This is a genomic window from Rhodococcus sp. 06-1460-1B (assembly GCF_002258475.1).
In the GTDB taxonomy this organism is placed as follows: domain Bacteria; phylum Actinomycetota; class Actinomycetes; order Mycobacteriales; family Mycobacteriaceae; genus Rhodococcoides; species Rhodococcoides fascians.
This window is the reverse complement of record NZ_NOYS01000006.1, coordinates 130924-157545: the sequence shown is the minus strand read 5'-3', so window position 1 is coordinate 157545 and position 26622 is coordinate 130924. Positions and strand designations below refer to the sequence as shown.

At 63.6% G+C, this 26622-nt stretch carries 34 protein-coding genes; 18 read left to right on the top strand and 16 right to left on the bottom strand.

What is annotated here, in order from left to right; all coding sequences use genetic code 11:
* Positions 1 to 31 precede the first annotated feature (31 nt).
* Together CH268_RS02610 and CH268_RS02605 are read left to right on the top strand one after the other, a co-directional pair.
* The gene (locus tag CH268_RS02610) at positions 32 to 706 is read left to right on the top strand and encodes a thiamine pyrophosphate-dependent enzyme (RefSeq protein WP_255182276.1); all 675 of its coding nucleotides are present in this window, start codon (positions 32 to 34) and stop codon (positions 704 to 706) included.
* A 1-nt stretch (position 707) separates the two neighbouring features.
* A complete protein-coding gene (locus CH268_RS02605) occupies positions 708 to 1619 on the top strand; it encodes a transketolase family protein (RefSeq protein ID WP_094662378.1) in 912 nt (303 codons plus the stop codon).
* On the opposite strand, the gene CH268_RS02600 is transcribed toward CH268_RS02605, so the two are convergent.
* The gene (locus CH268_RS02600) at positions 1620 to 2081 is read right to left on the bottom strand and encodes a DUF6194 family protein (protein WP_094662376.1); all 462 of its coding nucleotides are present in this window, start codon (positions 2079 to 2081) and stop codon (positions 1620 to 1622) included.
* Positions 2082 to 2120: 39 nt separating this feature from the next.
* Positions 2121 to 2555, bottom strand: coding sequence for a PaaI family thioesterase (locus CH268_RS02595; protein ID WP_094662374.1), 435 nt, complete (start codon positions 2553 to 2555; stop codon positions 2121 to 2123).
* Positions 2556 to 2611: 56 nt separating this feature from the next.
* On the opposite strand from CH268_RS02595, the gene CH268_RS02590 reads away from it, so the two are divergent.
* On the top strand, positions 2612 to 3232 hold the full coding sequence (locus tag CH268_RS02590) for a TetR/AcrR family transcriptional regulator (RefSeq protein WP_032407920.1): 621 nt from the start codon (positions 2612 to 2614) through the stop codon (positions 3230 to 3232).
* On the top strand, positions 3219 to 3944 hold the full coding sequence (locus tag CH268_RS02585) for an HD domain-containing protein (RefSeq protein ID WP_094662372.1): 726 nt from the start codon (positions 3219 to 3221) through the stop codon (positions 3942 to 3944). The genes CH268_RS02590 and CH268_RS02585 overlap by 14 nt, the downstream gene beginning before the upstream one ends.
* Here the strand turns inward: CH268_RS02585 and CH268_RS02580 are convergent.
* Positions 3928 to 4551 (bottom strand): luciferase domain-containing protein, encoded by a 624-nt coding sequence (locus CH268_RS02580; protein ID WP_141215077.1) that lies wholly within the window; start codon positions 4549 to 4551, stop codon positions 3928 to 3930. The two genes, CH268_RS02585 and CH268_RS02580, sit on opposite strands and share 17 nt — an antisense overlap.
* Positions 4552 to 4731: 180 nt before the next feature.
* On the opposite strand from CH268_RS02580, the gene CH268_RS02575 reads away from it, so the two are divergent.
* The gene (locus tag CH268_RS02575) at positions 4732 to 5007 is read left to right on the top strand and encodes a PLD nuclease N-terminal domain-containing protein (RefSeq protein WP_048319244.1); all 276 of its coding nucleotides are present in this window, start codon (positions 4732 to 4734) and stop codon (positions 5005 to 5007) included.
* Here CH268_RS02575 and CH268_RS02570 read toward each other — a convergent pair.
* A complete protein-coding gene (locus CH268_RS02570; protein WP_094662368.1) occupies positions 5000 to 6394 on the bottom strand; it encodes an aminotransferase-like domain-containing protein in 1395 nt (464 codons plus the stop codon). The genes CH268_RS02575 and CH268_RS02570 overlap by 8 nt on opposite strands.
* Here CH268_RS02570 and CH268_RS02565 point away from each other — a divergent pair.
* Together CH268_RS02565 and CH268_RS02560 are read left to right on the top strand one after the other, a co-directional pair.
* Positions 6393 to 7334: a DMT family transporter gene (locus CH268_RS02565; protein ID WP_176457830.1), complete on the top strand. Its 942-nt coding sequence runs from the start codon at positions 6393 to 6395 to the stop codon at positions 7332 to 7334. The two genes, CH268_RS02570 and CH268_RS02565, sit on opposite strands and share 2 nt — an antisense overlap.
* Positions 7331 to 8551 (top strand): pyridoxal phosphate-dependent aminotransferase, encoded by a 1221-nt coding sequence (locus CH268_RS02560; protein ID WP_027495099.1) that lies wholly within the window; start codon positions 7331 to 7333, stop codon positions 8549 to 8551. The genes CH268_RS02565 and CH268_RS02560 overlap by 4 nt, the downstream gene beginning before the upstream one ends.
* A gap of 3 nt (positions 8552 to 8554) precedes the next feature.
* On the opposite strand, the gene CH268_RS02555 is transcribed toward CH268_RS02560, so the two are convergent.
* Positions 8555 to 8752, bottom strand: coding sequence for a helix-turn-helix transcriptional regulator (locus tag CH268_RS02555; protein WP_032382393.1), 198 nt, complete (start codon positions 8750 to 8752; stop codon positions 8555 to 8557).
* Complete coding sequence (locus CH268_RS02550) at positions 8749 to 9156, bottom strand: hypothetical protein (protein ID WP_094621841.1); 408 nt, start codon at positions 9154 to 9156, stop codon at positions 8749 to 8751. Before CH268_RS02550 ends, CH268_RS02555 begins: the two co-directional genes overlap by 4 nt.
* Positions 9157 to 9337: 181 nt before the next feature.
* On the opposite strand from CH268_RS02550, the gene CH268_RS02545 reads away from it, so the two are divergent.
* The gene (locus CH268_RS02545; protein WP_094662363.1) at positions 9338 to 10279 is read left to right on the top strand and encodes a DUF808 domain-containing protein; all 942 of its coding nucleotides are present in this window, start codon (positions 9338 to 9340) and stop codon (positions 10277 to 10279) included.
* A complete protein-coding gene (locus CH268_RS02540) occupies positions 10279 to 10764 on the top strand; it encodes a GNAT family N-acetyltransferase (protein ID WP_094662361.1) in 486 nt (161 codons plus the stop codon). Before CH268_RS02545 ends, CH268_RS02540 begins: the two co-directional genes overlap by 1 nt.
* Before the next feature lie 54 nt (positions 10765 to 10818).
* Here the strand turns inward: CH268_RS02540 and CH268_RS02535 are convergent, their stop codons facing one another.
* Positions 10819 to 11493, bottom strand: coding sequence for a DUF1109 domain-containing protein (locus CH268_RS02535; RefSeq protein ID WP_255182275.1), 675 nt, complete (start codon positions 11491 to 11493; stop codon positions 10819 to 10821).
* A gap of 18 nt (positions 11494 to 11511) precedes the next feature.
* Positions 11512 to 11883, bottom strand: a complete 372-nt coding sequence (locus tag CH268_RS02530; RefSeq protein WP_032367695.1) for a VOC family protein — start codon at positions 11881 to 11883, stop codon at positions 11512 to 11514.
* 62 nt (positions 11884 to 11945) lie between these two features.
* On the opposite strand from CH268_RS02530, the gene CH268_RS02525 reads away from it, so the two are divergent.
* Positions 11946 to 12380 (top strand): MarR family winged helix-turn-helix transcriptional regulator, encoded by a 435-nt coding sequence (locus CH268_RS02525; protein ID WP_094662359.1) that lies wholly within the window; start codon positions 11946 to 11948, stop codon positions 12378 to 12380.
* 16 nt (positions 12381 to 12396) lie between these two features.
* Here the strand turns inward: CH268_RS02525 and CH268_RS02520 are convergent, their stop codons facing one another.
* Together CH268_RS02520 and CH268_RS02515 are read right to left on the bottom strand one after the other, a co-directional pair.
* Positions 12397 to 13119, bottom strand: a complete 723-nt coding sequence (locus tag CH268_RS02520; protein WP_094662357.1) for a pirin family protein — start codon at positions 13117 to 13119, stop codon at positions 12397 to 12399.
* The gene (locus CH268_RS02515) at positions 13116 to 13568 is read right to left on the bottom strand and encodes a MarR family winged helix-turn-helix transcriptional regulator (protein ID WP_094662355.1); all 453 of its coding nucleotides are present in this window, start codon (positions 13566 to 13568) and stop codon (positions 13116 to 13118) included. The genes CH268_RS02520 and CH268_RS02515 overlap by 4 nt, the downstream gene beginning before the upstream one ends.
* 85 nt (positions 13569 to 13653) lie before the next feature.
* Between CH268_RS02515 and CH268_RS02510 the strand changes: the two genes are divergently transcribed.
* Together CH268_RS02510 and CH268_RS02505 are read left to right on the top strand one after the other, a co-directional pair.
* Positions 13654 to 14178 carry a VOC family protein gene (locus CH268_RS02510; RefSeq protein WP_094662353.1) on the top strand — a complete coding sequence of 175 codons (525 nt, stop codon included), beginning with the start codon at positions 13654 to 13656 and terminating at the stop codon, positions 14176 to 14178.
* 33 nt (positions 14179 to 14211) lie between these two features.
* A complete protein-coding gene (locus tag CH268_RS02505) occupies positions 14212 to 14994 on the top strand; it encodes a pirin family protein (RefSeq protein ID WP_094662351.1) in 783 nt (260 codons plus the stop codon).
* Here CH268_RS02505 and CH268_RS02500 read toward each other — a convergent pair.
* Complete coding sequence (locus tag CH268_RS02500) at positions 14991 to 16556, bottom strand: Na+/H+ antiporter (RefSeq protein ID WP_045841719.1); 1566 nt, start codon at positions 16554 to 16556, stop codon at positions 14991 to 14993. The genes CH268_RS02505 and CH268_RS02500 overlap by 4 nt on opposite strands.
* A 32-nt stretch (positions 16557 to 16588) precedes the next feature.
* Positions 16589 to 17392, bottom strand: coding sequence for an SDR family oxidoreductase (locus CH268_RS02495; RefSeq protein ID WP_027495114.1), 804 nt, complete (start codon positions 17390 to 17392; stop codon positions 16589 to 16591).
* Between the two features lie 35 nt (positions 17393 to 17427).
* Here CH268_RS02495 and CH268_RS02490 point away from each other — a divergent pair, with 35 nt between their 5' ends.
* A complete protein-coding gene (locus CH268_RS02490) occupies positions 17428 to 18228 on the top strand; it encodes an ABC transporter ATP-binding protein (RefSeq protein ID WP_094662349.1) in 801 nt (266 codons plus the stop codon).
* The gene (locus CH268_RS02485; RefSeq protein ID WP_094662347.1) at positions 18225 to 19808 is read left to right on the top strand and encodes an ABC transporter permease; all 1584 of its coding nucleotides are present in this window, start codon (positions 18225 to 18227) and stop codon (positions 19806 to 19808) included. The genes CH268_RS02490 and CH268_RS02485 overlap by 4 nt, the downstream gene beginning before the upstream one ends.
* Here the strand turns inward: CH268_RS02485 and CH268_RS02480 are convergent.
* A complete protein-coding gene (locus tag CH268_RS02480) occupies positions 19800 to 20360 on the bottom strand; it encodes a sugar O-acetyltransferase (protein ID WP_032367702.1) in 561 nt (186 codons plus the stop codon). The two genes, CH268_RS02485 and CH268_RS02480, sit on opposite strands and share 9 nt — an antisense overlap.
* 10 nt (positions 20361 to 20370) lie before the next feature.
* Entirely contained in the window at positions 20371 to 20877 is a 507-nt protein-coding gene (locus CH268_RS02475) for a GNAT family N-acetyltransferase (protein WP_094662345.1), read from the bottom strand.
* Between the two features lie 17 nt (positions 20878 to 20894).
* Here CH268_RS02475 and CH268_RS02470 point away from each other — a divergent pair, with 17 nt between their 5' ends.
* Genes CH268_RS02470 through CH268_RS02460 form a run of 3 tightly spaced genes read left to right on the top strand, consistent with a single transcriptional unit; the run spans position 20895 to position 23153 of the window.
* The gene (locus CH268_RS02470) at positions 20895 to 21860 is read left to right on the top strand and encodes a D-2-hydroxyacid dehydrogenase (RefSeq protein WP_141215076.1); all 966 of its coding nucleotides are present in this window, start codon (positions 20895 to 20897) and stop codon (positions 21858 to 21860) included.
* Between the two features lie 54 nt (positions 21861 to 21914).
* Positions 21915 to 22364 carry an SRPBCC family protein gene (locus tag CH268_RS02465; RefSeq protein ID WP_094662341.1) on the top strand — a complete coding sequence of 150 codons (450 nt, stop codon included), beginning with the start codon at positions 21915 to 21917 and terminating at the stop codon, positions 22362 to 22364.
* A gap of 27 nt (positions 22365 to 22391) precedes the next feature.
* Complete coding sequence (locus tag CH268_RS02460; RefSeq protein ID WP_176457829.1) at positions 22392 to 23153, top strand: class I SAM-dependent methyltransferase; 762 nt, start codon at positions 22392 to 22394, stop codon at positions 23151 to 23153.
* Here CH268_RS02460 and lppU read toward each other — a convergent pair.
* Positions 23150 to 23749: an LppU family putative lipoprotein gene (lppU, locus tag CH268_RS02455; protein ID WP_032367706.1), complete on the bottom strand. Its 600-nt coding sequence runs from the start codon at positions 23747 to 23749 to the stop codon at positions 23150 to 23152. The genes CH268_RS02460 and lppU overlap by 4 nt on opposite strands.
* 106 nt (positions 23750 to 23855) lie before the next feature.
* Entirely contained in the window at positions 23856 to 25085 is a 1230-nt protein-coding gene (locus CH268_RS02450; RefSeq protein ID WP_094662337.1) for a molybdopterin-dependent oxidoreductase, read from the bottom strand.
* Between the two features lie 236 nt (positions 25086 to 25321).
* Between CH268_RS02450 and CH268_RS02445 the strand changes: the two genes are divergently transcribed.
* Complete coding sequence (locus tag CH268_RS02445) at positions 25322 to 26569, top strand: HNH endonuclease signature motif containing protein (RefSeq protein WP_176457828.1); 1248 nt, start codon at positions 25322 to 25324, stop codon at positions 26567 to 26569.
* The last annotated feature ends 53 nt before the right edge of the window (positions 26570 to 26622 follow it).

Sequence of the window (26622 nt, the reverse complement as noted above, 5' to 3'; positions counted from 1 at the left end):
GCACTCGAGGTTGCAGGGTGGTCCCATGCAGATGACTTTCGAAGAGTCGCCTCAACTCATGACGCTGATGACCGGCGACGAAAAGCACGGTGCGAGCGCCACATCCACGCTGGACGTGCTGTGGGTGCTGTACTCCGACATTCTTCGTCTCGACGCGGCGCAGCCCGACGATCCCGATCGCGACAGGTTCTACCTCTCCAAGGGGCACGGCCCGATGGCGTACTACGCAGTGCTCGCTGCACGGGGCTTCTTGACGCCGAACGAGCTTGCGTCGTTCGGCAGCTACCACTCACCGCTGGGCAATCATCCGGACCGCACGCTGATTCCCGGGGTCGACATCGGATCGGGATCACTCGGTCATGGTCTGGCGCTGGCAGCCGGAACTGCTGTGGCGCTGCAGATTCAGCGAAGCCAGGCTCAGGTGTTCGTACTGATCGGTGACGCCGAGCTCGACGAGGGCAGCAACATGGAAGCCATCCAATTCGCCGGCCGATCGCAGCTGGGCAACCTGACCACCGTGGTGATCGACAACGATTCGGCTGGTCTGGGTTGGCCCGGCGGCATCGCGTCGCGCTTCGCCGTCGAGGGGTGGTCGACCTCCGACGTCGACGGGAGGGACCACAGTGCGCTCCGGCGGGCGTTTCGCGTCGATCACGGCGACCGACCTCACGTGGTGGTCGCCCACGTGGAGAAGAAGGAGAACTAAAATGACGTCGACGATGAACAGGACCGCGGATCAACGCGAGTCCTTCTACCGACTGCTGCCGGAGTTGTTGGTGCAGGACGAGCGAGTCGTGCTGGTACTGGCCGAGATCGGCGCCGCCTATCTCGAACCGCACCTCACTCCTGACATCCGATCGCGTGTGGTCAACGTGGGTATTCGAGAGCAGGCGATGATCGGTGTCGCAGGCGGTATGTCGCTCGCCGGAATGCGTCCGATCGTGCACACCTTTCCACCGTTTCTGATCGAGCGACCCTTCGAGCAGGTGAAACTCGATCTGGGACATCAGGATGTCGGCGCGATCCTGGTCAGCTCGGGCGGCTCCTACGGGTGGCCACAAGGCGGTGAGACGCACTTCGGCCAACGCGATGTCGCACTGCTGGACACCCTGGACGGGTGGACGGTGCACGTGCCCGGGCACGTCGACGAGGTCGAATGGATGCTGCGCGGTGCCGCTGCATCCGACGACCGCGTTTACATCAGGCTCGACGGAGTCTCGAACGATCACTCGTACGGTCGACCCGGAGGTTCGATGACCGTTCTGCAACAGGGTAATTCGGGCACTGTGATCTCGGTCGGTCCGATGACGGACCGGGTGCTGGCCGCGGCCCGTGGACGTGACGTCACCGTGATGCACGCGTCGACGATCAGGCCCTTCGACGGTACAACTCTTCGAGAAACGCTGACTGCGCCGGACATCATGATCGTCGAGCCCTATCTCGCGGGAACCTCTGTGCCGCAGATCGATCGAGCGATGGCAGACATACGGCATCGGGTACTTGGGATCGGGGTGGAGCCTGGAGAGCGTAGAAAGTACGGAACGGTGGCCCAACACGACCGAGCCAACGGCCTCGACATCGAAGGACTATCCCGATCGATGGACGACTTCTTCGAGTGATCAGTGTCGGCGGCGCTCGTACCTGGCCTTCGCGACGCTGTACGCAGATTCGAGGAGTTCCCCGATCTGCGATTCGGTCTGCGAAGACGGGTTGACCACCGACAACCAGCCCGCAGTGCCGTACTGAGGGTGGGCGGCAACGGTGTCGTCGGTATCGGCCTGCGGTGCGTGGGCTGCTTCGCGTGGGGGCAGTCCCAGTAGGCGTTCGAACTCCTGCTTTCCTGCAACGACATTGACACGGAACGCGTCGGGCCGGTCCAGCCGGGACAACTCGTCACCCGGATAGTTCTTCGTCACGATGGTCGCGAACGGCTGGGTGGACGACGGAACAGTTCCGTCCGGCGAGTAGTAGAAGAACACATCGCCCCATGCGAGTTCCGGAGTCCCATCACCCTCCCGAGGCAGCTGCGCCAACGTGCCGTCGAAGCTGCCGACCAGATTCACGATGTCATCGAGTGTCATTCATCGATCGTCACATGTTCTGCGGTCTCTGCCCAGAGTTCAGCCGACTTTGTAGGTTCCCGTGCCGGTTGCGACGAGGCGGCCGGATTCGGTCCCGACGATGTCGACTCGACACGTCTTCAGGCTCCGACCCGCGTGTATCCGAGTACCGACTATATCGACACCCTCGGCATATACCGGTTCCATGAACTGCACAGACATGGAGACCGTGACGCCCCGAAGCTTCTCGGGCACCTCGGATCCGGCCCATGCTGCGGTCATGATCCCGATATCGATACAGCCGGCGATCACGCCGCCGTGCAGCATCTGGCCGACGGTGGACAGCTCGTCGCGGTACGGCAGCCGCAGTCGAGCTGTGCCCTCGTCGATGTCGACCAGCTCGATGCCCAGTTGCTGCACGAACGGTGATTGCGGGAGAAACATGGTCATCGCCGAGATGCCGCTGTCCGGTGCCAGTACTTCGTTGGCTGTCATCGCTACCCCTCTATCATAATTGGATTCCGATATCGGAATCAGAGTACGATAAAGTTATGGTCTTGGATACCCCCACCGACAAGCGGAAGCGTCGAACACACACTGCGGTGCTCGACGGCGCTCGTTCGCTCTTCCTACGCCACGGATATCGGGCAACGACGATCGAGATGCTGGCCACCGCAGCCGATGTGGCGGTGAGTTCGATCTACGCAAACTTCCCCGCCGGCAAGGTGGACATCTACGCCGCTCTCGCGTGGCGAACCGCCCAGAGCCACGCTGAGCAAATGACTGCCCCCACCGATGCGGTCGAATCTGCGCACGTCGTTGCCGAGTTCCTCGATCGCTACATCGCGTTTCACCGCGACGATCCATTGGCGTTGCGGCTGCTGGCGCTGACGGATGTGGACAAGTCCGAGTCCGCGTCGGTCGGTGAGGCGAAGGAAAAGATCGACACTGCGCTCGGTGAACTCATCGATTCGGTGACGCGTGCGGTGGAGGACGCCGGTGCCGACGTCCTCCCCCGTGCACTGGTTCTGAATGCCTGGGCGGCGATGAACGGTGCTGTGTCACTGCATCAACGACGCATCGTCGATCGATCCATGCTCGACGCCATGCTCGCGATCACGCGGGCGGATATGCTCCGCCACCTGAAGGGAACACCCGATGAAACCCGGTGAGCTGAGCGCAGGTCATCGTGCGCGAATAGTGGCAGCTGCTGTGCGAGAACAACTCGCGATGTTGCCCGGTACCGTGCTCGGTCCCCGGCGACGTTCGGCGGGTTCCGCATGGCACACAGTCGATGCTCCGGATTCACGGTTGTGCCGGGAAGCACTGGAGGAGGCGAGGGAGTGTCTGAGCGAGCCGATACTGATGCACAGCGTGCGGTGCTGGCAGTACGCCTCGGCCTTTGCGAGCATCGACGGTCTACGGCCGGATCGGGAGGCGCTGTACGTCGCCTGCCTGTTGCATGACGTCGGTCTCGGCGCAGAACAGAACCCGGTGGCTGGATGTTTTGCGCTGATCGGTGCCGAGCGAGCCGAAGAGTTCGTCCGCCGACACGAAGGCGACGACCGAACGGCGCAGATCGTCCACGAGACTGTAGCCAGGCACATGGACGTCGCGACACCGGAGGAACCGGAGGCGGCTCTACTGCACGATGCGGCATACCTGGACGTCAGTGGCCGTCGGATTCGAGACCTCGATCCGCACTGCGTGGATGTCATCGAATCCAGCTATACGCGAGAAGGTTTCGCCGCAGACTTCGCATCCAGGATGAAGATCGAATCGAGAAGGCGACCGCGGTCGACGGCTGCGACCTTGTGGCGCTCAGGAATGTACCCGGCGATGAAGGCGAACCCCCTGGAGCGCAGGGTCATATCGTCGAAGTAGCTGTTGCGCGATGGATGATCTGTTCGATTCGATCTGCGTCGTCGGAGTCTCTCGGTGCGTAGAGGAAGACGTAGGTTTCGGGAAGTCCGAGGCCAGGGCGTCCGGCGAGGGGGTGTAGCTCACCCCAGCCCGCGGAGATGACGGTCTGAGCATCGTCGGGCTGCATGACGACGTGCATCGATCCTTCGGTCTCGTGGACGTGGAGTATCTCGCCGTTGGTTCGCGAAATCCACGGTGCAGCAGTGGTGACATCCGCCAGATACAACGCGTCCCCTCGCCTCTCGAAGTGGCTGCGCGCCAGGTGGTATCGATTGTTCGTGCGCGCTTCGGTAGCAACTGCGCCGGTGATCCTGTCTGTCAGTACGGGCGTGGCACGGTCGGTGAGCTGGCGATGTGGAATCGGGTACGGGGCGATCGTCGGACGTGGTCCTCGGCGCGGTTCGAGGTGCCAGTGCCGGCCTGCGGGCGACGCGCCGGCGACGGTCATAAGGTCACGTCTGGACAACGGTCGTAGCGCGGTGGCGATCAACCACCCACCGACGTTGGCCGGTAAGCCGCCCGGCCCCAAGGCCCTCCACGTCGTGTAGTCGTTCTTGACGGTCTGCACAAGTCCCCCCAGGTCGGATACGTCCGCACCACGGTAACTGCGCGACGACTCCGGCGGTAGGCCTACATCGTCCGATGTACGACGAGATACGCGTGCAGACCGATGTGCAGGAACGTTCGGGTCCATAGCGTTGTGGTCGTCAACGAAACAACGAAGAACAAACACAGCAGAGGAACCGTCATGCACGCCGCAGTACTACTTTCACAACAACACTCGACCACCGAGCAGGTACTCGGGTTCGGGCTGGGAACCATCGTCCTGGTGGCGGTGCTCGGCGCGGTCGTTCTGTTCGTCACCGCGCTCGTCAGCATCCTTCGCTCACCCAATTACAGTGTCGCAGGCCGTGCGGTGTGGATCTTCGTCGTGCTCGCGTTTCCGTTCCTCGGGCCTCTGGTCTGGTTCGTATGGGGCCGCACCTCGACGTTCGCCGTCGAAGCGTCGAACAGTCTCAGATGACCGATCCGATCGTGCGTGCCGCATCCGGGAACTCACCGGCGTTCGAGCCCGCGTAGTTCAAACGAAGGAACTTGCCGGTGGGTTCGGCCGGGAAGTAGTCGTCTCCCGCTCCGACGATGACACCCGCCGATTTGCATTTGTGCACAACGTCTTCCAGGTCGATGTCGTCACGCAGGCGCATCCACAGATTGAGTCCGCCCCGGGGGATCCGATCGAGATGACCGCGAGGAGCGAACTCGATCAGGCTGTGGGCCAATAGGTCTCGACGAGCTTCGAGTTGCGTGCGTAGGCGTCGTAGGTGTGTGCGCCAGGCGGGTTGAGTGACGACGTCGAGAGCGACGGTTTGCAGGATGCCGCTGACGTACATCGATTCGGCTCCCGTGTCGGCGAGGATACGTTCGTGGGCCGGGCCACGAGCGATCAAGCCTGCCAATCGAATCGACGGTGATATGACCTTGGTCAGCGAACGCAGGTACACCACATGTCCGCCGTCGTCTCGCGCGGCCAATGGGCTGGGTTCGGCGGTGATGCCGAAATCGTGGGCGGAGTCGTCCTCGATCAGGAACGCGCCGTGTCGTCGAACGATGTCGAGCACACGTTCGGACAGGTCCGGAGACCACTGTGCTCCGGTGGGGCTGGCGAAGGTCGGTTGAGCGTAGAACGCCCGCGCGCCGGACTCGGCGAATGCCTGCTCCAGCGCGTCCGGGTCGGGTCCGTCGACCCCGGTGGGGACCGGGACCACGCGAACGCCCGCCTGCGTTGCCGCCAGAATTGCTCCCCAGTACGTCGGTGATTCCATGAGAAGTGGGCGTCCCGCACCGACGAGCGCTCGAAAGGCCGTGCTCAGGCCGGTCTGGCTGCCCGGGATGATGACCACGTCGCTGGCCGAGGGCGGTGTGATACCCAGCGGGGTGGAAGCGCCCAGTTCCGCGGCGAACCAAGCTCGAAGCTCGGGCAGACCTGCGGTGGGCGGCCGGGCAACCACTGCGTCGGTGCGTGAGGCTCGGGTGAAAGCAGCGTGAACGAGTCGCTCCGGCAACAGCTCTCGGGCCGGGTAACCGGAATGCAGAGCGATCACGTCACTCGACGTGGACTGCAGTGCGGCGGGGAGTTGCAATCTGTTTCCGGGTGCACCGAGCGCGGCAGTCTGCCACCCGTAGTCGTTCGGGCGGGCCGTGTGCACGGTCTTGACGAATGTTCCGACGCCAGGCCGTGTTTCGATGACACCCTGCGACATGAGAGTGCGCAGTGCTTTCTGCACCGTCACAGGGCTGGCCGAATGCTGGGCCACCAGCGCCCGAGTGGATGGCAGCTTCGCCTCGGGCGGGGCGGTTGCGATCCAGGTTCGCAGTGCAGACACGATCCGGGAACTGCTATCGTCAGACATGACACAGCATAGTAGCGCTATCCAGCCTGCGCCGGGACTGCTATCCCGAGCCGGCCTCTTGTGGGGAATGGCGGGTGTCACGGCGTTCTCGTTCACCGTGCCGCTGACTCGGATCGCCGTGACCGGTGGCCTGTCGCCGCTGTTCGTCGGGTCCGGACGCGCCGTCGTCGCCGCGGCCCTCGCTGCTGCCGCCCTGGCCCTGACCTCGCAACGGTTGCCACGCGGACGGCAATGGGTTCGACTGGGTGTCATCGCGGCCGGGGTCGTCATCGGTTTCCCCGTGCTCACGTCGTTCGCTCTGACCACCGCCTCCGCCGGCCACAGTGCCGTCGTCATCGCGCTTCTGCCGGCTGCGACCGCGGCCTTCGCCGTCGTCCGCGAGCGGCAACGCGTCCGGCCGATGTTCTGGTTGGTTGCGGCCATGGGTGCGGCGGTCGCTGTCGGATTCGCGGCCGTGCAGGGCGGCGAGGTCGCCGGACTGGGGTGGTCGGATCTGCTTCTCCTCGGAGCCGTCGTGGCGGCCGCGGTGGGATATGCGGAGGGCGGGCTGCTTGCGCGTGAACTGGGAGCGTGGCAGACGGTCTCGTGGGCGCTCGTCGTCTCTGTTCCGGTGACCGGAGCGATGACGGCATTCGCGTGGTGGCATCAACCCACGAGCGGAGGTGTCGCAGAGTGGGCTGCGTTCGCCTATCTGGCCGTCGTGAGCATGTACCTGGGGTTCTTCGCCTGGTATCGGGGGTTGGCCATCGGTCCGATGTCGAGCGTGAGCCAGGTGCAGCTCGTTCAGCCGGTGCTGACGATCTGCTGGGCCGCGATTCTGCTCCACGAGGGACTGACGTGGCCGGTGGTCGTGGGTGGAGCAGCGGTCATCGTATGTGCAACAGTGGCGGTCCGAACTCGGATGTCGCCGTCCGTTCGACAGGAGGAACTTTCGTCATGACGCGATCGATCGATCAGGCACGCAAGCTCGAGAATGTTCGCTACGACATTCGTGGCCGCATTCTGGACAAGACCGAGGAACTCGAGGAGCAGGGGCACAAGATCCTGCGCCTCAACGTGGGTAACCCGGCCCCGTTCGGTTTCGAGGCACCCGACGAGATCATGATGGCGATGATTCGCAATCTGCCTACCGCGCAGGGATATTCCGACTCGCGGGGCCTGTTCTCGGCGCGCACCGCGGTGGTGCAGTACTACCAGACCAAGGGCCTGAGCGACCTCGACGTCGGCGACGTCTACCTGGGCAACGGGGTCTCCGAGCTGATCACCATGACGATGCAGGCGCTGTGCAACCCCGAGGACGAGGTGCTGATCCCCTCCCCCGACTACCCGCTGTGGACGGGTTCGGTGGCTCTCGCCGGAGGCACACCGGTCCATTACTTGGCAGACGAGACTCAGGACTGGGCTCCGGACTTCGAGGATCTGGAATCGAAGATCACCACCCGTACCCGGGCCATCGTTGTGATCAATCCCAACAACCCCACCGGTGCGGTGTACTCACGCGACGTTCTGCAGCGTTTCGTCGACCTCGCGCGCGAGCACGATCTGATTCTGCTCGCCGACGAGATCTACGAGAAGATCGTGTACGACGGTTCCGAGATGACCAATCTCGCAACTCTCACCGGCAAAGATGTGCTGTGCCTGACCTATTCGGGGTTGTCGAAGGCCTACCGAGTGTGTGGATTCCGTGCCGGATGGCTGGCGATCACCGGTCCACGACGCCGTGCGGCGAGCTTCATCGAGGGCATCACGTTGCTGTCCAACATGCGCATGTGCGCGAATGTGCCTGCACAACACGCAATACAGACGGCGCTCGGCGGCCGTCAATCGATCGAGGACCTTCTGCTGCCGACGGGTCGGTTGACCGCGCAGCGGGATCTGGCGCATCGAATGCTGAACTCCATCGACGGGATCAGCTGTGTGCAGGCTGCGGGCGCGCTGTACATGTTCCCCAAGCTCGACACCGACCGTTTCGGCATCGTCGACGACGAGAAGTTCGTCCTCGATCTGCTCGAATCCGAGAAAATCCTGGTCAGTCACGGTCGAGCGTTCAATTGGGATGTGCCCGACCACTTCCGGCTCGTCACCCTGCCCAACGTGGACGATCTCTCGACCGCACTCGAGCGGCTCGGTAACTTCATGAGTTCGTATTCGCAGTAGTGCTCAAACCGAATCCGGCTCGAACAGGTCCTCGATCGTGCAGTCGAAAGCTGCGGCAAGGCGAAAGGCGACGGGCAGGCTCGGGTCGAACCGCTCCTTCTCGATGGAGATGATCGTCAGTCGGGTGACGTCGATTCGCTCGGCCAATTCGCTCTGAGACCACCCCTTCTCGGTGCGACGACGTCGAACATCGTTCTTCACTCGGACAGGGCCCGGTAGCGCGCGAACGCGTACCGCGCAGTGAACGATGCGAACGCAGCCAACAGCAAGCCCGTCAGAAGCAGCGTGGCCGGGGGGTCGACTCTTGCGATGGATACCACCGCAAGAGTCAGACCCAGTACGGTCACCAGATCGGTGGCTGTGCCGCTGGACGCGGATGTCGTCCAATGGCTTTCGATGCTGTCGCCCGAGGTGTAGGTCTGGTCAGCAGTGACCGGCGCGACGAACAGTATCCAGCCCAGCATCGCGCCGAAGGGCAGCGCGGTGACGCCGAACACCAGCGCGGAAACCCCTGGCGCGATGGGTGACACGAGCCAGGCGAGCAGTGCCGTCGCCGATGCAGTGGCAAGGCCGACAGCGGCGACCGATATCCATCTGAGTCTCACCTGAATGCTCCGTTCGTTGGTATAGCTCGCTATACGTATAGCAAACCATACATCCCACTCCGATGTGTGGTCCGCAGCGAGCTACTGGCGGTATGGTTCGAGCACGTGGATTGCCGGATTTCGGCGTCGTACTCAGCCCTAGGAGCCTGATCGTGCATTCGTCTTCACTCGGAGATTACTGATGGCCGGCGGACTGGTAGCCCTGCTCGACGACGTGGCCGCGCTGGCACGGCTGGCGGCAGCATCGATCGACGACGTGGGAGCCGCTACCGGCAAAGCGACGGCCAAGGCCGCCGGTGTCGTGATCGACGACGCAGCGGTGACGCCTCAATACGTTCGCGGTCTCGCGGCCGAACGGGAATTGCCCATCATCAAGCGCATCGCTGTCGGCTCGCTTCGCAACAAGCTGCTGATCATTCTGCCGATCGCCCTGCTGCTCAGTCAGTTCCTTCCATGGCTGCTGACGCCCATTCTGATGCTCGGTGGCTGCTACCTCAGCTACGAGGCAGCGCATAAGATCTGGGGAGCGCTGTTCGGCCACGGCGATCATCACGCCGAGGCAGAGAACGAGCCGCGGGACGAGGACAGCGTGGTGTCCGGTGCCGTTCGGACCGACCTGATTCTCTCCGCCGAGATCATGGTCATCGCTCTCGACACCATTGCGAGCGAGGGCTTCTGGAGTCGCCTCATCATCTTGGCGGTCGTCGCGGTGGTCATCACCATCGTCGTCTACGGCGTCGTCGCACTCATCGTCAAAATGGACGACATCGGTCTGAAGCTGGCCGAGGGCTCGTCCGGGTTCGTCGAGAAGTTCGGCCGCGGACTGGTCAAGGGAATGCCTAAGGTGATGGCAGTGCTGTCGGTCGTCGGCACCGCAGCCATGCTCTGGGTCGGTGGGCACATCCTTCTCGTGGGCATCGACGAGCTCGGTTTCCACCCCATCTACGAGCTGGTGCACCACGGTGAGGATGCGGTGCGTGGGGTCGCGGGTGTCGGCGGAGTGCTGGCGTGGATAGTCAACACTCTCGCGTCGGCAGTCATCGGTGCGATCGTCGGCTGCATCATCGTTGTTGCGCAGCTCGGGATCTCGAAGGTGCTCGCCAAGCGGGCCGCCGCGAAGTAGTGCCTGTATCGGCGACGTTCGCCGTCGTTCATCCCTCCTCGGAGCCGGCGCTCGACATCCTGTTTCGCTACAACGTCGATATCGTCGGACGCTTCTTCGGCCGCGAGGCGTCGGACGAGGAAGTACGACGAGTCATGGTCGACGAGCCGAGTGACGATCTCGTGGGTGATTCGGGTCTGTTCGTTGTCGCATACCTGGGCTCGACGCTGGTCGGTTGCGGTGGTGCTCGTTTCGTCTCCGACGACATCGCAGAACTGACCCGGGTCTTCATCGACGCGCGTGCCCGTGGAAACGGCGTCGGGGCGTCGGTCGTCGAGTTCGTCGAAGAATCGGTCCGCCAATCGCGCCGCAAGACAATGCGATTGGATACGCGAGCGGACCTCGTCGAGGCCCGGGGCCTGTACTTCAAGCTCGGCCATCGGGAGGTGCCGGCATTCAACGCCGAGCCGTATGCCGAGGTATGGCTGGAAAAGCGACTGCTTTGAACAGCTTTCGTCACCGACGAGCCAGCTCGAGGACCCGTCGCTCGGAGACAGAAATCAGTCCCGCCAGATGGCCGAGAATTCGTACCAGGGACCGTCCAGGTGGGTGGCGGTGAAGTCGTCGAATCCCGCGGGCGGCCCACCTGGCGCGTAGGCCCAGCCGGAGGAGCTCATGAGGGAGAAGCCGCCGTCTTCGGTGAAGTAGACCTCGCCGCCAGATGTGGCGCGTGCCGAGCTGATGTCGAACGGGCCGATCTCGATGTGTTCGCGGCTACTCGACGGCTGTGCACTCAATTCTCGCGCAACGGCCTCGAATTCGTCGCGATGGTCCAGCATATTGTCCGGTGGCAGCAGTACCAGCACAGCCGCTGCCAAGCCCACCACCACCGGAGCCGGCGCTATCCACCACGACCATCTTCGATCCTGGCCGACGACGTGGAGGGTGCGAATTGCCCAGATGAGCCCGACGATCAGCAGCACCAGGATCGATGACGCGCCGGCGAGGAGCGGATCGAACCAGGCGAACTGTCCGTAGGGCGAGGGCCACCAGTTCCTGGACACGCATACCCACGTGACGGCGGCGATCGTGGTGAACGCCAGCAGGATCGGCCCGGGCGGTTTCGCGGCTTTTCGAGGTGCGTTCGCCGACTCGATGAGGCGGTTCTTCAGGCGCTCGATGATGGTCGTGTTCCCTACGCGTCGGAGGTGGCATCCGCGCTCAGGGTCCCACATTTGTCGATGACTTCGGGGCTAACTGCTGTGCACGGTGACGGCGTATCCGTCGGGGTCACGTAGGACGAAGGTCTTTCCGAAGGGGCCGTCGAAGGGGGCGGTCACGATCGTCACGCCGGCGGCGACGAGATTTTCGTGGAGCGCTTCGGCATCGTCGCACACCAGCCAGAGGGCAACTCCGAGTCCCGGCTGACCACTGTCGAGATCCGTTTCGGGAGCGGGGTTTCGGACGGCGAACGGTATCGGTGAGGTGGTGAACACCACTGCGCCGGGTGGTGCCTGGGGTGCGCGGACGAGGCCCAGCTGCGATTCGTAGAAGTCTGCACTGACGGCGAGGTCGCGTACTTGGAGGGAGAGGAAGCTCGGTCCGGAAACGGTTGCAACGGTCATGTCGTGTCCTTTCGGTAGTTCGTCAAGTTCTTGACGAACTGAATGTATGTCAAGATGTTGACATGAGTCAAGTGGATGTCGACACCTCGATCGGTTACGCCCTCAAGCGGGCCACGTCCGCCCTGCGTTCGGCGATGGACGAGTGCCTACGCGATCTCGATATCACCGTCTCGCAGTACTCGAGCCTCGAACTCCTCGCGCACAAACCGGGACTGTCCAACGCCGAACTCGCGCGCGCGGTATTCGTCAGCAGGCAGGCAACCCATCAACTGCTGGCCGGGCTCACGCGCGGCGGCCTGGTGGAGATCGAGGGGGTAGGTCGAGACCAGCGTCTGTACGTGACAACCCTGGGCAGGGAGCGCCTGCGGCAAGCGTCGGCCGCTGTCGCCGCGGTGGAAAATGCCATGATTGCGTCGCTGTCCAAGAGTGAGCGAGAAGTGTTGCACCGCAGCCTTGTTACGTGTGCTGAGGCTGTGGACGGGCGCGAGCAGTCGTAACCTCAGTGGTTCTCGGTCAGGCGAAGCCGGCGTGCATTTCCCAGATCAAGATCTCGCTCGCCGTCGATGCTGTCACACGGTGACCTCCGGTGGCGGTGAGTCGTACCGCGTCACCCTGGGCAACGTCTCCGACGGTCTCGAACACTGCGGAACCGTCGGCGACGAAGACGTGACCGTACGGCGCGTCAGGGACGGTGACGGACTCCCCCGGTGCGAGTCGGGCGGCATGCAGCGTCGCGTAGCGGTTGCCGATCCAAACGCCGCCCCGACCCGGCATGCCGGACGCCACCGGAACCAGCTCGCCGCTCGCCAGCTGGTCCTGCACGTCCAGCTCTTCGTACGAGGGGTCGGTTCCATCGGTGTCGGATGGGATCCACATCTGCACCACGCGCAGCTTTTCTCGGCTGGACCGGCTCGACGCATTGGTCTCGGTGTGCCGAATTCCGGTTCCGGCACTCATGCGTTGAACGAGGCCGGGGTAGATCAGCCCCGAATTACCCTCGGAGTCAGTATGTTTCAGCGTCCCTTCCAACACCCACGTGACGATCTCCATGTTCTCGTGCTGATGGGAGTCGAACCCTTCGCCGGGAAACACCGTGTCCTCGTTGTGCACCATCAGTAGCCCGTGCGCATTGGCCGCCAGGTCGTAATTGCCGGTGGCGGGAAACGACTGCTTGGAATCGAGCCATTCGTTCCACCAGTGATGGCGTTGCGCACCGGGTATGTGAGTCACCGTCACGATGCGTGATTCCGCATTGCCGTGAAAGTTCGCGTCAGAGCCGCGAGATCGTTCGGGTCAACCAGGTCGAACATTTTCTCTCGTACTGCTTCGACGTGTCCCGGGCTGGCGGCGGCGAGGGTGTTCATGCCCGCTTCGGTGAGTTCGGCGGACATTCCGCGCTTGTCGTCGTCGCATTTGACGCGTGTGACCCAGCCGTTGTCGACGAGTCGGCTGATGGCTCTGGTGACGCCGCTACGAGTCGTGGTGACGGCGTCGGCGAGTTCGCTCATTCGTCGGCGATGGTCGGGTGCCTCGGACAGTACGACCAGCAGCTCGAAATCGGTGAAGGAGATCCCGGAGTCGCGTGTGAGTTGATTGTCGAGGTCGCGAAGCAGCAGCCGCGTCGCATCGAGGTATGCGCGCCAGGCCTGCTGTTCGTCGGCACCGAGCCACCGTGGTGAGTCCATGCCTCCATGCTAGTTGACAACGCAACTAACCGGTGTACTGTTCTCGGTAGTTGACGAAGCAACTACCTGACCGGAGGCCGAAGCGATGACTGAAACCAACGAACTGACTGCAGACGAGACACGCCGCGCGCAGGAGCACGCCGAGCAGCGGGACCGCATCCGTCAGCAGTACATGAAGCCTGCAGGTGAGCGTCCGGCATCGTCTGCCCGCGGACTTCATCACACGGCTTTGGTCAGCGGCGATGTCGAGGCGACCGTGCGGTTCTATCAAGACCTGCTCGAGTTCCCTCTGACCGAGCTCATCGAGAACCGTGACTACCCGGGTTCGTCGCACTTCTTCTTCGACATCGGCAACAGCAACCTGCTGGCCTTCTTCGACTTCCCCGGACTCGACGTCGGCCCGTACGCGGAGGTGCTGGGCGGTCTGCACCACGTGGCCATCAGTGTCGAGCCCACCCGCTGGGAGCACCTGCGCACCAAGCTGATCGACGCGGGAATCGAATTGATCGAGCACAGCGAGGTCTCGCTCTACTTCCGCGACCCCGACGGTGCACGGCTCGAACTGATCGCCGACCCACTCGGTGAAATGTACGGCTCGCACGTTCTCTGAGAACCCACCTACTTCGAGATTCGAGGCAATGACATGACCTCTGCAGCAACCACACTCGACCTCCGCCGCGCCGACGACCGATTCAAGACCAAGATCGGCTGGCTGGACTCCAAGCATTCCTTCTCGTTCGGCAACCACTTCGATCGCAGTAACACCCACCACGGCGTCCTCATGGTCAACAACGACGACATCGTCACCCCGGGAATGGGATTCGATACCCACCCGCACCGCGACATGGAGATCATCACCTGGGTTCTGCAGGGATCGCTGGTGCACCAGGATTCGATGGGCCACTCCGGAGTCATCTACCCCGGCCTCGCGCAACGCATGAGTGCGGGCACCGGAATTCTCCACTCGGAGAAGAACGATTCGTGGCGACTCGGCGATACTGCCGGCTCGTACTCGGGCAAGCACGGCGATCCTGTTCGCTTCGTCCAGATGTGGGTCGTGCCCGACGAGCAGGGCATCACCCCGGGCTACGAACAGCTCGAGATCGACAACGAATTGCTCAGCGGCGGTCTGGTTCCCGTCGCATCCGGCATGCCCGACCATGCCGATCACGCCGCCATTCGCATCAAGAACAAGTACGCCGCCATGCACGTGGCGCGCCTACAGCCCGGGCAGGCTCCGGTGGAGATTCCCGATGCACCGTTCGTGCACATCTTCGTGGCCGAGGGTGAGGCGATGCTCGAGGGAGTCGGACCCCTCGCGCAGGGTGACGCCGTGCGCGTCAGCGGAGGCGGCGGTCAGAAACTGAGCAGTGCCAGTGGTGCCGAAGTGATCGTCTGGGAGATGCACGCCGCGATCGCCGGTTAATCGGTCTCTCGGTGTGGGCGGAACGAATGCTCCTCGTGGTCGAGTTCGTGTTCGAGGCTGCGCATGCTGTTGTCCGGTAGCCGGCCGGCATCGCGCCAGCAGAGCAACTCTTCTCGCTCCACATCGAGGATTCGGCGGCGCGTACTCATCGCGGCAATCTGTTCCGGTGAGATGACCGCGTCGCCGACGTCCGTCTCGTCGAGATGATCGAGTCGACGGTGGTAGCGGTCGATGCGATGCTCGAGCTCGCTCCGCAGGATCTCCCGGCCCTCGTCGTCGAGGTTCTCTTCGTCGGCGATGCGATCGAGCTGTGACAGTGCAGCTTTGGCCGATCCCTCACGTGCTTCGTTTCGCAGACGCGCCTCTGCGGCGGGGTCCGCGACGACGTTCAGCTTGCGGACCAGTGGAGCGAACGTGAGGCCCTGTCCAAGGACCGTCACCAGCACGACGAGAAATGCGCAGAACAGCAACAGGTCTCGGCTCTCGAACGGCTCGCCCGAGTCGATCGTCAAAGGGAGCGTGAACACCGCGGCGACGGTGATGACGCCGCGGGTGCCGGCCCAGCTCATCACCACCGCCTCGCGTGGGGACAGCCCGGTCGTGAGCAACCACAGCGGACGCAGTAGGAGCACGCCGGCCAGAGTGACCGTGACCGCGAGAGCGATGGTCGTTCCCGAGTAGGCCGAGAGGCCGCCGACCACGGTGGGCAGTTGCTCACCGATGAGCAGAAATACGAAGCCCTCGAGCAGCAGATCTATCAGTCGCCACACGGCGCTGGTCTGCAGTCGGCTGGCCCCGGAGATGGCGTGGCGGGTGTGGTGCCCGATCACCAGAGCCGCGACGACCACGGCGAGAACACCCGAGGCGTGAACTTCCTCTGCCGCCAGGTACGCCACGAACGGCGTCGCCAGCGACACGATGTTGAGCAGCAGCGAATCGTGAACGTAGCGCTGTACGAGGCGAATCAGCAGGGCGACGACCAATCCGACGACGATTCCGCCGGCCGCCGCCAACACGAACAACCCACCCGCGTGGACGAAGGTCATGTCCTGACTGGATATCGCGGCGATCGCAACGGTCAGCATCGTCAGCGCCGTCGCGTCGTTCAGCAGTCCCTCACCTTCGATGAGGGTGACGAGTTTCGGAGGGATACCGGCGCGACGACCCACCGCAAGGGCGGCGACCGGGTCCGGCGGCGCAACAGCGGCACCGAGCGCCATACCGGCGGCCAGGGTGATGCCCGGAACGAGCAACCACATGCCGACGCCCACGAGGGCAGCCGTGGCCACCACGAGGGCGACCGACAGACTCAGGATCGTCCAGACGTTGCGGCGGATCGCGATCAACGAGGAGTTCAGCGCAGCGCTGTAGAGCAACGGCGGGATCACCAGGGTCAGCACGACTTCGGGGTCGAGAACGATGTCGGGCAACGCCGACGCCGAGACGGCCAGGCCGGCCAAGGTCAACAACGCTGCCGCGGGCAGCGCCGTCTTCTTCGAGATCACCTGCGCGGCGACGATCAGACCCGTCGCCGCCAGGACCAGGCCCAGAGTTTCTATCACCCGGCTGTATTCCACCAGGTCAGGGGTTCAAACTATCTCTTCAACCCGAACATCTTCGCAATCGTCTTCTCCATGAATGTCGCCGGCAGCAACCGTCGCGCCAGAAACACGACCGGTGCGTTGCTTCCTCTGGCGTACAAGGGTTTCGGCTTGTCGGCCTCGATGGCCTTCAGTACTACTTCGGCGACGTCCTCGGCGGAGATTCCGGTTCCCTCCTTTCGATCCAATGACGAGATCGCTGTGTGGAAGTCGTCTCGGTGGACCGAATCCGCGGCGATGTACTTGGTGCGTCGTTCGCTGATTCCGGTGTTGATCGATCCAGGCTCCACGGTGGTCATCCACACGCCGAACGGAGAGAGTTCCAGTCGCGCGGCGTCGGAGAAGCCCTTGATGGCTGCTTTCGTCGACGCGTACGAGGAGCGGTAGGCGAGCGGAAAGCTCGCAAGCATCGACCCGACCATGACGATGCGGCCGTACCCGCGCTCACGCATGCCGGGAATGACGTTCTGCGACAGCGTCACTGCGCCGAACACGTTCAATTGGAACAATCGCTCGATGGCGTCGGTCGGCAGTTCCTCGAAGGGCCCGGACTGGCTCTCTCCGGCATTGTTGACCAGAACATCGACGGCGCCGAGTTCGGTCACGAATGCGGTGATCGACGCGGAATCGGTGAGATCGAGAGCGCGATACTCGACGCCTGCTGCCCGTTGATCGGAGGTCATCGAATCCGGATTCCGAGAAGTGCCGATAACTCGGTAGCCGCGGGCGACCAGCGCCGACGCGACGGCCCTTCCGATGCCCGACGAAGCTCCGGTGACCACTGCGGTGCGATTCATGCCCAGATGGTACCGGTGCAGTCGGTTCGTAGCGCATGACGAAAACGCCCATACCGGTTAGTCTGTTACCCGTGCAAACGAATCCTCCCGCTTTGCTGCTCGAGCACATGTGCATGGCCTTCGGCCCGAAGATTGCGGTCGACGACCTGTCGTTGATGGTTCCGCCCGGGTCGATGTTCGGGTTGGTCGGCCCCAACGGTGCTGGTAAGACGACATGTCTGTCCACGGCGGTCGGGCTGCTCAGACCGCAGTACGGCCGAAGCCTCGTTTTCGGGCGTGACGTCTGGGCCGATCCGATCGCGGCGAAGGAGCTGCTCGGCGTGCTACCCGACGGACTGACATTGCCTTCCCAGTTCACCGGCCACGAGCTCCTGACCTACATCGGTCGACTGCGCGCGATGCCGGAGGACGTCATCGCGCAACGTCGCGACGAGCTACTGAACGCGTTGGGTCTCGCCGATGCAGGCGGAACCGTCATCGCCGACTATTCCGCCGGAATGACCAAGAAGATCGGACTGGCGTCGGCGCTGTTGCACGGGCCTCGCCTCTTGGTGTTGGACGAGCCCTTCGAAGCCGTCGATCCCATCTCGTCCACGACGATCCGCAACATCCTGATTCAGTTCGTTCGCTCCGGTGGCTCGGTGATTCTGTCCAGTCACGTCATGGCCCTCGTGGAACGGCTGTGCTCCCACGTCGGTGTCATCACCGGTGGTCGAGTCGTGGCGGCGGGAACGGTCGACGACGTCCGCGCCGGTGGCACCCTCGACGACGCCTTCGTGCGCCTCGTCGGATCCCGAGACCAGAACCCGGACGGCTTGTCCTGGATGCGCTCGTGAAGTCGGTCGGTCGCACCGTCCTGCAGATGCGAATCACGCTCTACCGCAGGCAGTTCAAGGGCGGACAAGCAGTGGTCAAGACCGTGTTCGGGTTGCTGGGGCTGGCCCTCGCGGTTCTCGCATGCGTGATGGCGGCCCGAACCGGCGCGTCGCAGGTACTGGTGGGCGGCACCGCAAGCCTCGGACTGACCCTGACGGGTCTGAGTTGGGTGCTCTTCCCGGTGCTGTCGGGTATCTCCGACGACAACATCCAGCCCCGCCACTTCCAATTGCTGTCCGTCGATCCTGCGCGACTGGCCCGTGCACTGCTGACCACGTCGGTGATCGGCATGGTGGTTCCGCTGACGGTCGTCGCGACGGCGTCCATTCCGATCTACGCTCTGTCGCGGTCGGTTGCCGCAGTGCCTCTGGCGCTCGTGGCCTGGCCCGCGACGGTGGTGTTCTTCGTGACGCTGTCGCGGGTGGTGACGCTGGCCATGTCGCAACTACTCAAGAGTCGCCGCAGCCGCGAATTCGCGTTGCTGGCGTTCGGCGCTGTCTTCGGAGGCCTGTACTTCCTGCAGTTCCCCATCACGCAGAATCTCGATCGTGTGCTGTCGGGTGAGGTGACGTGGCCGCTCACACTGGCCCATTCGATTCCCTTCGGCTGGGGCATCACCGGCGTCGATGCTGTGCTGGAGGGCAAGTGGCTGTTGGCGATCGGCGCGGTGGTGGGATTGCTGCTGCTGGACGTCGCACTGGTGTGGGCCTGGCAGCGACTGGTTCTACGCCACTTCGAGGGGCGGGTCTCGACGTCGTCGGGATCGACCCGTAAGCAGACGGCAGAGAAGGGCCGCGACGGTGCAACAGGGTGGCGGGCAACGCGCGTCGGCGCGGTAGTGACGCGAGAGCTGTCTCTGTGGCGCGGTGACATGCGTCGTCGGAGTCAGCTGCTGTCGGTGCTGATTTTCGCAGTGCTGGCCGGCATCGGCCCGCTGGTGACCGACTCGATTCCGTTCAGCGCAGCCTGGGGTGCGTGGATCGCGATCTTCATGGCGATGGGTGCGGGATCGAATTCGTACGGTCTCGACGGTGGTTCGATGTGGCACCTGGTGATGATTCCGCAGGCTCTCCCCGACGACATCCGTGGTCGGCAGATCGCCTGGTTGCTGGTCGCGACCCCCTTCGCGATCGTGCCGGTCGTGGTGGTTCGAGTGTTCGGCGATCTCGGGCTCGACCGATGGGAGATCCCTGTCGCCGTGACGATCTCGATGCTCGGAGTCGGCGCCGGTCTGACCGCCGTGAACTCCGTACGCGGTGCCTACCCGGTGCCCGAAGCTACGAAGTCGTTCTCGATGAACACACGGGGGTCGTTCACCGGAAATGCATTCGTCTTCCTCATCCTCGGGATAGTGGTCCTGGCCGTGTCGGTCGTGCCCGCACTGCTTCTCGCAGTGCTCCTTCCGGGAGCGTGGGCGTATCTGTCGATCCCGGTGGCCGTAGCGATCGGCTGGCTGGGGATGTGGTGGGGCGCGCGAATGGCAGTCGGCACGCTGGTTCGTGACTCCGACAGAATCCTGAACTCGGTGATCTCACGGTAATGCGCGGATCGCCCGACACGGGTTGCCTGCAGCGAACGTATGCGGCGGTACATCGCGAGTGACGACACTTCCGGCTCCGATCACCGAGTTCTCTCCGATCGTGACTCCGGGACAGACGATGACGCCTCCGCCGAGCCAGACATTGTCTCCGATAGTGATGGGAAGGGCGCTCTCCCAACGAGATCGACGAGCGTCATGGTCTTCCATGGGATGCAGCGCAGTCAGTAGTTGCGCACGTGGACCGATCGAGACATCGTTCCCGATCGTGATCGGAGCACAGTCCAACAGGATTGCGTCGTAGTTCAGAAAGCTGTTGGACCCGATGGAAATGTATGTGCCGTAGTCGCATTGGAAGCGCGGCATGATCCACGAGTCCGCTCCGATGGAACCGAGTAGTTCGCCGAGCAGTTCACGTCTTTCTGCGTCCTGGTCTGCCTCGGTTGCGTTGAATCTGTCGAGCAGCTTTCCACACGACACCCGAGACGCCACCAGGTCGGGATCACTGTCTCGGTAGAGTTCGCCGCGCAACATCCGATCTCGGTTCTCGCTCATGGGGGACACGCTACAAGCAGGTCGTCTTCTCGAACAGCGCCACACTGAACCACGAACTGCCACCGTCGAAGTCGCGACGGCCGACGTACTGGAAACCCTGCCGGACGTAGTAGTTGCGTAGATCAGTGTTGGTCTCGGCGCAGTCAAGCCGTAGCAGCCCTCGCCCTTCCTGTCGGGTCCGCTGCGACGCCCACCGGAGCAACGACGTCCCCAGCCCCGTACCGGCTTCGCTTCTGTCGATCACGAGTCCGTGGACGTAGCCGGCGAGCACATCGGGCTCGGGCCAGATGCTCGGATCGGCCCAGATCAGTCGTAGGGCTCCGACAATCGGGCCACCGGGGTGTCGTCGGGCAACGTGGAACTCCCCTGCCTCTATCTGGGCCGCGACAGTCGACAGCGGTACCTCGCGCGGTGCCCACTGAGCGATTCGCCGGGCGGCCAACCAGTCCTCGGCGGCGTGCCGGAGGTCGAGTATCGTTGCTGCGTCGGCGGCAGACGCGAGTTCTACGGTGAGCACCCTGCCATCGTACGGAGGTGACGAGTCCTTTGGTGAACGTGCTTGTGGTCGAGAGTGATTCGGACCGAAAGGCCTTCCCGTCGATCGGCGGAGTCCACTTCCGCAGTTGCACGATCCCCGAACTCGTCGATGCGGTGTCGTGGGCGGAGGTTCTACTGTTTCGCACGTTCGAGGCAGTCGACCTGCAGGATGTGTGGCCGCACGCCGACAAGCTTCGCTGGATTCACGTGTCGAGCGCCGGGGTCGATCGGGTGCTGGATCCGGTGCTGCGGGACAGTCCGTGGGTGCTGACCAACTCCGGCGGCATTCTCGACCGTGCGATCGCCGAATACGTCGCTGCGGGCGTTCTGGCGTCGATGAAGAAGCTGCCCGAAGCGCTTCGGCGGCAACGCGAACGGGTCTGGGAGCATCGCCTCACCAGTGGAATCCACGATAGAAGGGTGCTGGTCGTCGGTCCGGGTTCGATCGGCCGCGCCATCGGTCGCGTTCTCGGGGCACTCGGCATGCGTGTCGACGCGGCCGGCACATCCGAGCGGCCGGGAGATGCGGAGTTCGAGAGAATTCGTTCGGTGGACGAGTTACCCTCCTACGCAGGTGAATACGACGTGGTGGTGCTGTCCGCGCCGCTGACCGAGAAGACTCGCGGGCTCGTGAATGCAGAGGTGCTCGGGGCGATGCGTCACGACGCGGGTCTGGTCAACATCGCCCGTGGTCCCGTTGTCGACGAACAGGCCTTGTGTGAGGCGTTGGATTCCGGGGCGATCGGATGGGCTGTGTTGGATGTCTTCGAGGTCGAGCCACTCCCGGCGTCGAGTCCGCTGTGGGAGCTCGACAACGTGATTCTGACGGCGCATCTGGCCGGTGACGCCGACGACTTCGCCGATCGGCTGTGGACGCTGTTCGAGGACAATCTCGATAGGTACCGGCGGAACGAGTCCCTGGTCAATGTGGTGGACAAGCAGGCGGGCTACGTCCGCCGGTAGAAGCCGACGTCAATCTATGTGTAACACGCCGTCGCGTGTATTAGTGTCGGTGGAATGAGTGAGATAAACCATTCGGCGGTCGCGTCGACACCCCGCGATGCGGCTTTCGCCTACCTCGACGACTATCGAAACGTCCCGCGGTGGATGTTCGGGATCACGCGGTTCGAGCCGAGGAGTGAGACCACCTCCGGTCTCGGGGCGACGTACGACGCAACCATGCAGATCGGCCCCAAGTCGTTGAATTCGATCGTTCGCGTCACCGAATGGGTCGAGAACGAGCGACTCACGCTCGAATCGGTCGAAGGCCTGTCCAACTCCTCGACCTGGTCTTTCACGGACCTGGATGAGGGCCGGACCCGTCTCGACGTCATCTTCCGCTACAGCTTGCCCGGGGGCATCGCCGGTAAAGTCCTCGGGGCCGTCGTGGAGCCCGTCGTCGGGCAGGCGATTCGGCACACCGAGTCCACATTGCGGTCGCAACTGGAATCGGCCGAACATCGGTAGTCCCGAATAATCGGTACTCTGGCTAACGTGACGGACGAGCCGGAACGACCCCGCGGATTGAGCTTCGGCAGAGTCGCCGAGGAGTACGACCGGGCTCGCCCTGGATACCCGGCGGCGCTGTACACGGATGTTCTTGCCGGCGGTGCGACCCGCGTGTTGGAAGCGGGAGCCGGCACCGGAAAAGCCACCGTCGCGTTGGCCGAACGTGGCGCTTCGGTGGTTGCGGTCGAGCCGGATTCGGGTATGGCCGAGGTGATCCGACGCCGCACCGAGAACATGGACGTCGATGTTCGGGTCTCCCGGTTCGAGGACTTCGTCTGCGCGCCGTCATCGTTCGATGTCGTCGTGGCTGCTCAAGCGTGGCACTGGGTCGACCCCGATCGAGGAGCCGCGGTGGCGGCTCGTGCGTTGGTCCCCGGGGGATCACTTCGGTTGTGGTGGAACATGCCCGGTCAGCTCGACGGCCCGGTGTGGGAGTCGGTACGCGCTGCGTACATCGCCACCGAGCCGGACGCCGCACCGCTGTTGGCGCACTCCCTCGGCGTGCAATCCGAGACCGCGGTACCCCGCGCGGCCGGCTTCGGCCCCTGGTCCACGTCGACGTACGAGTGGGTTCAGCGTTACTCCGCGGACGAATTCTGCGCGATGGCCGCGACATATTCGAGTCACCTGATTCTCACCGACACACGTCGGCAGGAAGTGCTCCGAGCGGTTCATGGGGCTATCGACAGCCACGGCCACCTGGATTATCAGTACGTCACGCAGATGATGACGGCGACTCGAGGCTAGGCCACCGTCGTGGTGCAGACGACGAATTGCCGTGCTTCGTAGGCGAATCCGCCTTCGGGGCAGTCGTTGGGGTCCGCGGTACCGGTCTTGATCTCGGTGACCTTCTCGACGCTCGTCGCGCTGGGGTCTGCGCAATCGACGCGGGCGGGCTCGTCCATTCCGGTACTCGGCACGCTCATGCAGCCGTCGATCACCCAGTCGACGTCGAGGCACAGTGCGCCCTGCTCGACACCGTTCAGAGTCTCGTAGTACGTCTGATTGACGTCGGTGGGGCACTGCTCGTTCTCTGCGGCTTTGGCGATGACCTTGTAGTTGGACTCCATGCTGCCGCATTCGGCGTTGTCGATTTCGGCGGCCGTCATCGTGCCACCGAGCTTGACGCACTGGCCGATCTCGACGTCGATGTCGGTGGAGCCACCGGCGTCGATGCCTTCCTGGCCGGACACGTTGTCGGTGGTAGTGGGGGCTGCGGAGCTGCTGGAGGCGGTGGTGTCTGCGGCAACGGCGGTGCCGGCGTCGGACGACGAACAGCCCGCGGCGAGCATCAGCGTGAGGGCTGCACCCGCGGCGAGAAGGCCTCGAGATAGTGCGTGCATCGTGGCATGACCTTTTGGACTCGTCCAGGCGAAGGAGCATTCCTTCGTCGGCAGCCCCGCGGGCCACCGATGAAAGATTCTCGACCATCCGGGCGGTTTTGCAAAGTCACGAACGGAACACGATGCGCGCCACCCACTTGGTGTTGTGCACACCGGGAAGCGCGGGAACGATGACACGTGCCGGGTAGCCGTGATCGAGCGAGATATCGACGCCGTTGACTTTCAATGCCAACAGTGAATCGGGATGGAGCGCTTGAATACCCTGCAGCACAGCACGACCGAATGGGCCACCCTGTTCTATCGAGATGACTTCCGCGGACCTGGGTGCGGGTACACCTGCCAATGCTGCGAGTTCGGCCAACGGAACGCCCGTCCAACTCTGCGTGGTCGACCATCCTTCGACACAGGCGATGGGAAGTTCGGCGGTGTGCTGAGTCATCGACAGCAGCCTGCCGCGGGAGAGAACCACCGGTTCCATGTTCTCCGAAGTACTTTCGACGGACAGTGTCCAGTCTGCGCCCGTCTGTTCTTCGGTGACCCCGGCCGCCTCGGCAGTGCGATTGATCTGAAAGTCGTTGGGCCCGTCGCCGTACGACCGTCCCCGCGGAAGGAGAATTGCTGCCTTGCGTAGGACGCCGCCGACGGTCTGCCCCACCGTCAACACGGCCACGAAACCCATTCCGGCGGCGACCAATCCGATCGCACCGCGTCGGCTCATGGTCTGGTGTGGCCGGCTCGGCGCTTCGTTGCGGGCGCGCAAGACGTCCATCAACGATTCCGATCGAAGGGTCCGCCACATCAGCGGCACCTTGAGGCCGAGGTGCACCAGGAATCCGGCGATGAACACCCAGGCACCGAAGTAGTGAGCGGCGTAGAAGTCGAAGCCGAACACGTAGTCGTATTGGATGTTCAGCACGCCGGTCACGATCTCGAACAGCAGGCCTCCGACGAGTGCCAGCAGCGACAGTCGTTCGAGTGCATGTGCCGGCGACCGCACCGGCGGCAGTTCGACGAGCTTGGGCATCACCGACCAGAGCTTGGCGATGACGAGCGGGACGATGATCAGGCCCAGCCCGACGTGCACGCCCTGCGTCAGCTGGTACAGCCAGGCTGGGTTCGTCGGCCAGTCGAAGAACGGTAAGCGCAACCACCCGACGGCACCTGGTTTGGCCTGGCCGAACTGCGGCCCGTACGCGCTGTAGGACAGTAGGCCCGTCAGAATCACGATCGGCAGCGCAACGAGCAGCACCGCGCCGAACACCGACGTCAACCACGTGCTGCGCAGCGGACTGCGAAAGCGCGCGAGCGGGTTGGGTGCGTCGGCCATGTATGGCATTCGCTGCCCGACCCGTCCCGGATGTGTGGAGGCGAGTTCCCCTTCCTGTTCCGAACCGCTCATGGCCACACCCACTTTCCGTCGGATCCAGCATCTGCTGCTCAGTATCGGGCCCGTGGGCGAGAAAGCAACCCCGACGACGTCCCCGCGGGGACGGGTGCGTCGGTTTCTCGCCGTTCTTGTCGGTGCCTCGTCGTACTGTTCGTCGAACATACATTCGACGAGTGGGGGCATTCATGGTCGAGATTGCAGACATCGAGACGGAGATATGCGCGCTGGCGGGCCAGATCGCGGCTGCATCTGCGCAGTATCTGATCCTGGTCGGTGAGTTCGATGCTCGACGTGGGTGGGCCGCGTGGGAGACGAGGTCCTGTGCGCACTGGTTGTCCTGGCGCGCGGGAGTCGATCTGCACACTGCCCGTGAGCAGGTACGGGTGGCCAAGGCGATGCGAGAGCTGCCCCTGATCACCTCTGCGTACCTGAGCGGCACGGTGTCGTACTCGAAGGTGCGCGCGATGACCCGTGTCGCTACTGCCGACAACGAAGCGTCACTGTTGCAGAAGGCGCTCGATGCACCCGCCGCGCACATCGAACGTCTCTGCCGTGGTCTGAAGAAGGCGATGAGGCCGACCAGGGGCAACGGTGTCGACCTCGATCCGTGTGTGGGACGGTGGCGCTGGGACGACGAGGACGGCTCGCTCGTGGTGACGGCGCGCTTTCGGCCCGAGGACGGCAAGCGATTTCTGGCCGCCGTGACCAGGGCCGAGTACGAGCGCACTCGCACGGAGGTGGAATCCGAGGGTGACCGGTCGGCCCCGGCACCGCCGAACCCCGCCCCTGCGCTCGTCGCAATGGCGGAGATGGTGTGTGACGCCATCGATTCGCCGGTCGTCTCACCTGCCGCGGAAGTGTTGGTACACCTCGGAGACAGCAGCGAAGCAGGGTGCGATCATGCTCATTTCGACGACGGACCTGGTCTGGACGACGAAACTCTCGCCCAGGTGTTGTGTTCGTCGGTCATGCGAGTCGTCGGTCACGGCCGGCTGGGAAAAACTGTGCGGTGGAGTACCACGGCCAAAGCTCCGAGTCGAACCCAGTTGCGTCAGTTGATCATTCGCGATCGATGCTGCTCGGTGCCCGGGTGCGGGCGCACCCGGTTTCTGCATGCTCACCACGTCACCTACCGCTCGCGGGGAGGTGCGACGTCGCTCGACAACCTGGTTCTCCTGTGCGGCGAACACCATCGAGCACTGCACGACGGCTACTTCCTCATCGAATCCCTCGGCAACCAACGATTCACGTTCCGGCACCCATCGGGAGCAAAGATGGTTCATGCGCCGGCGCTGTCCGGAGACGCGGAGGTCCTCCGGCGGCAATATCAGCACATCGAACCCGACGCCATTGTCCCGAACTGGGGCGGGGAAGGCCTCGACCTGAGCTACGCGACCGACGTTCTGATCACCAACTGGCAGCAGGCTGCATGAAAAGGGGCCGTTCAGGGCAAGTTAGTGTGACGAAGAGACTCGGACAAGAAGCG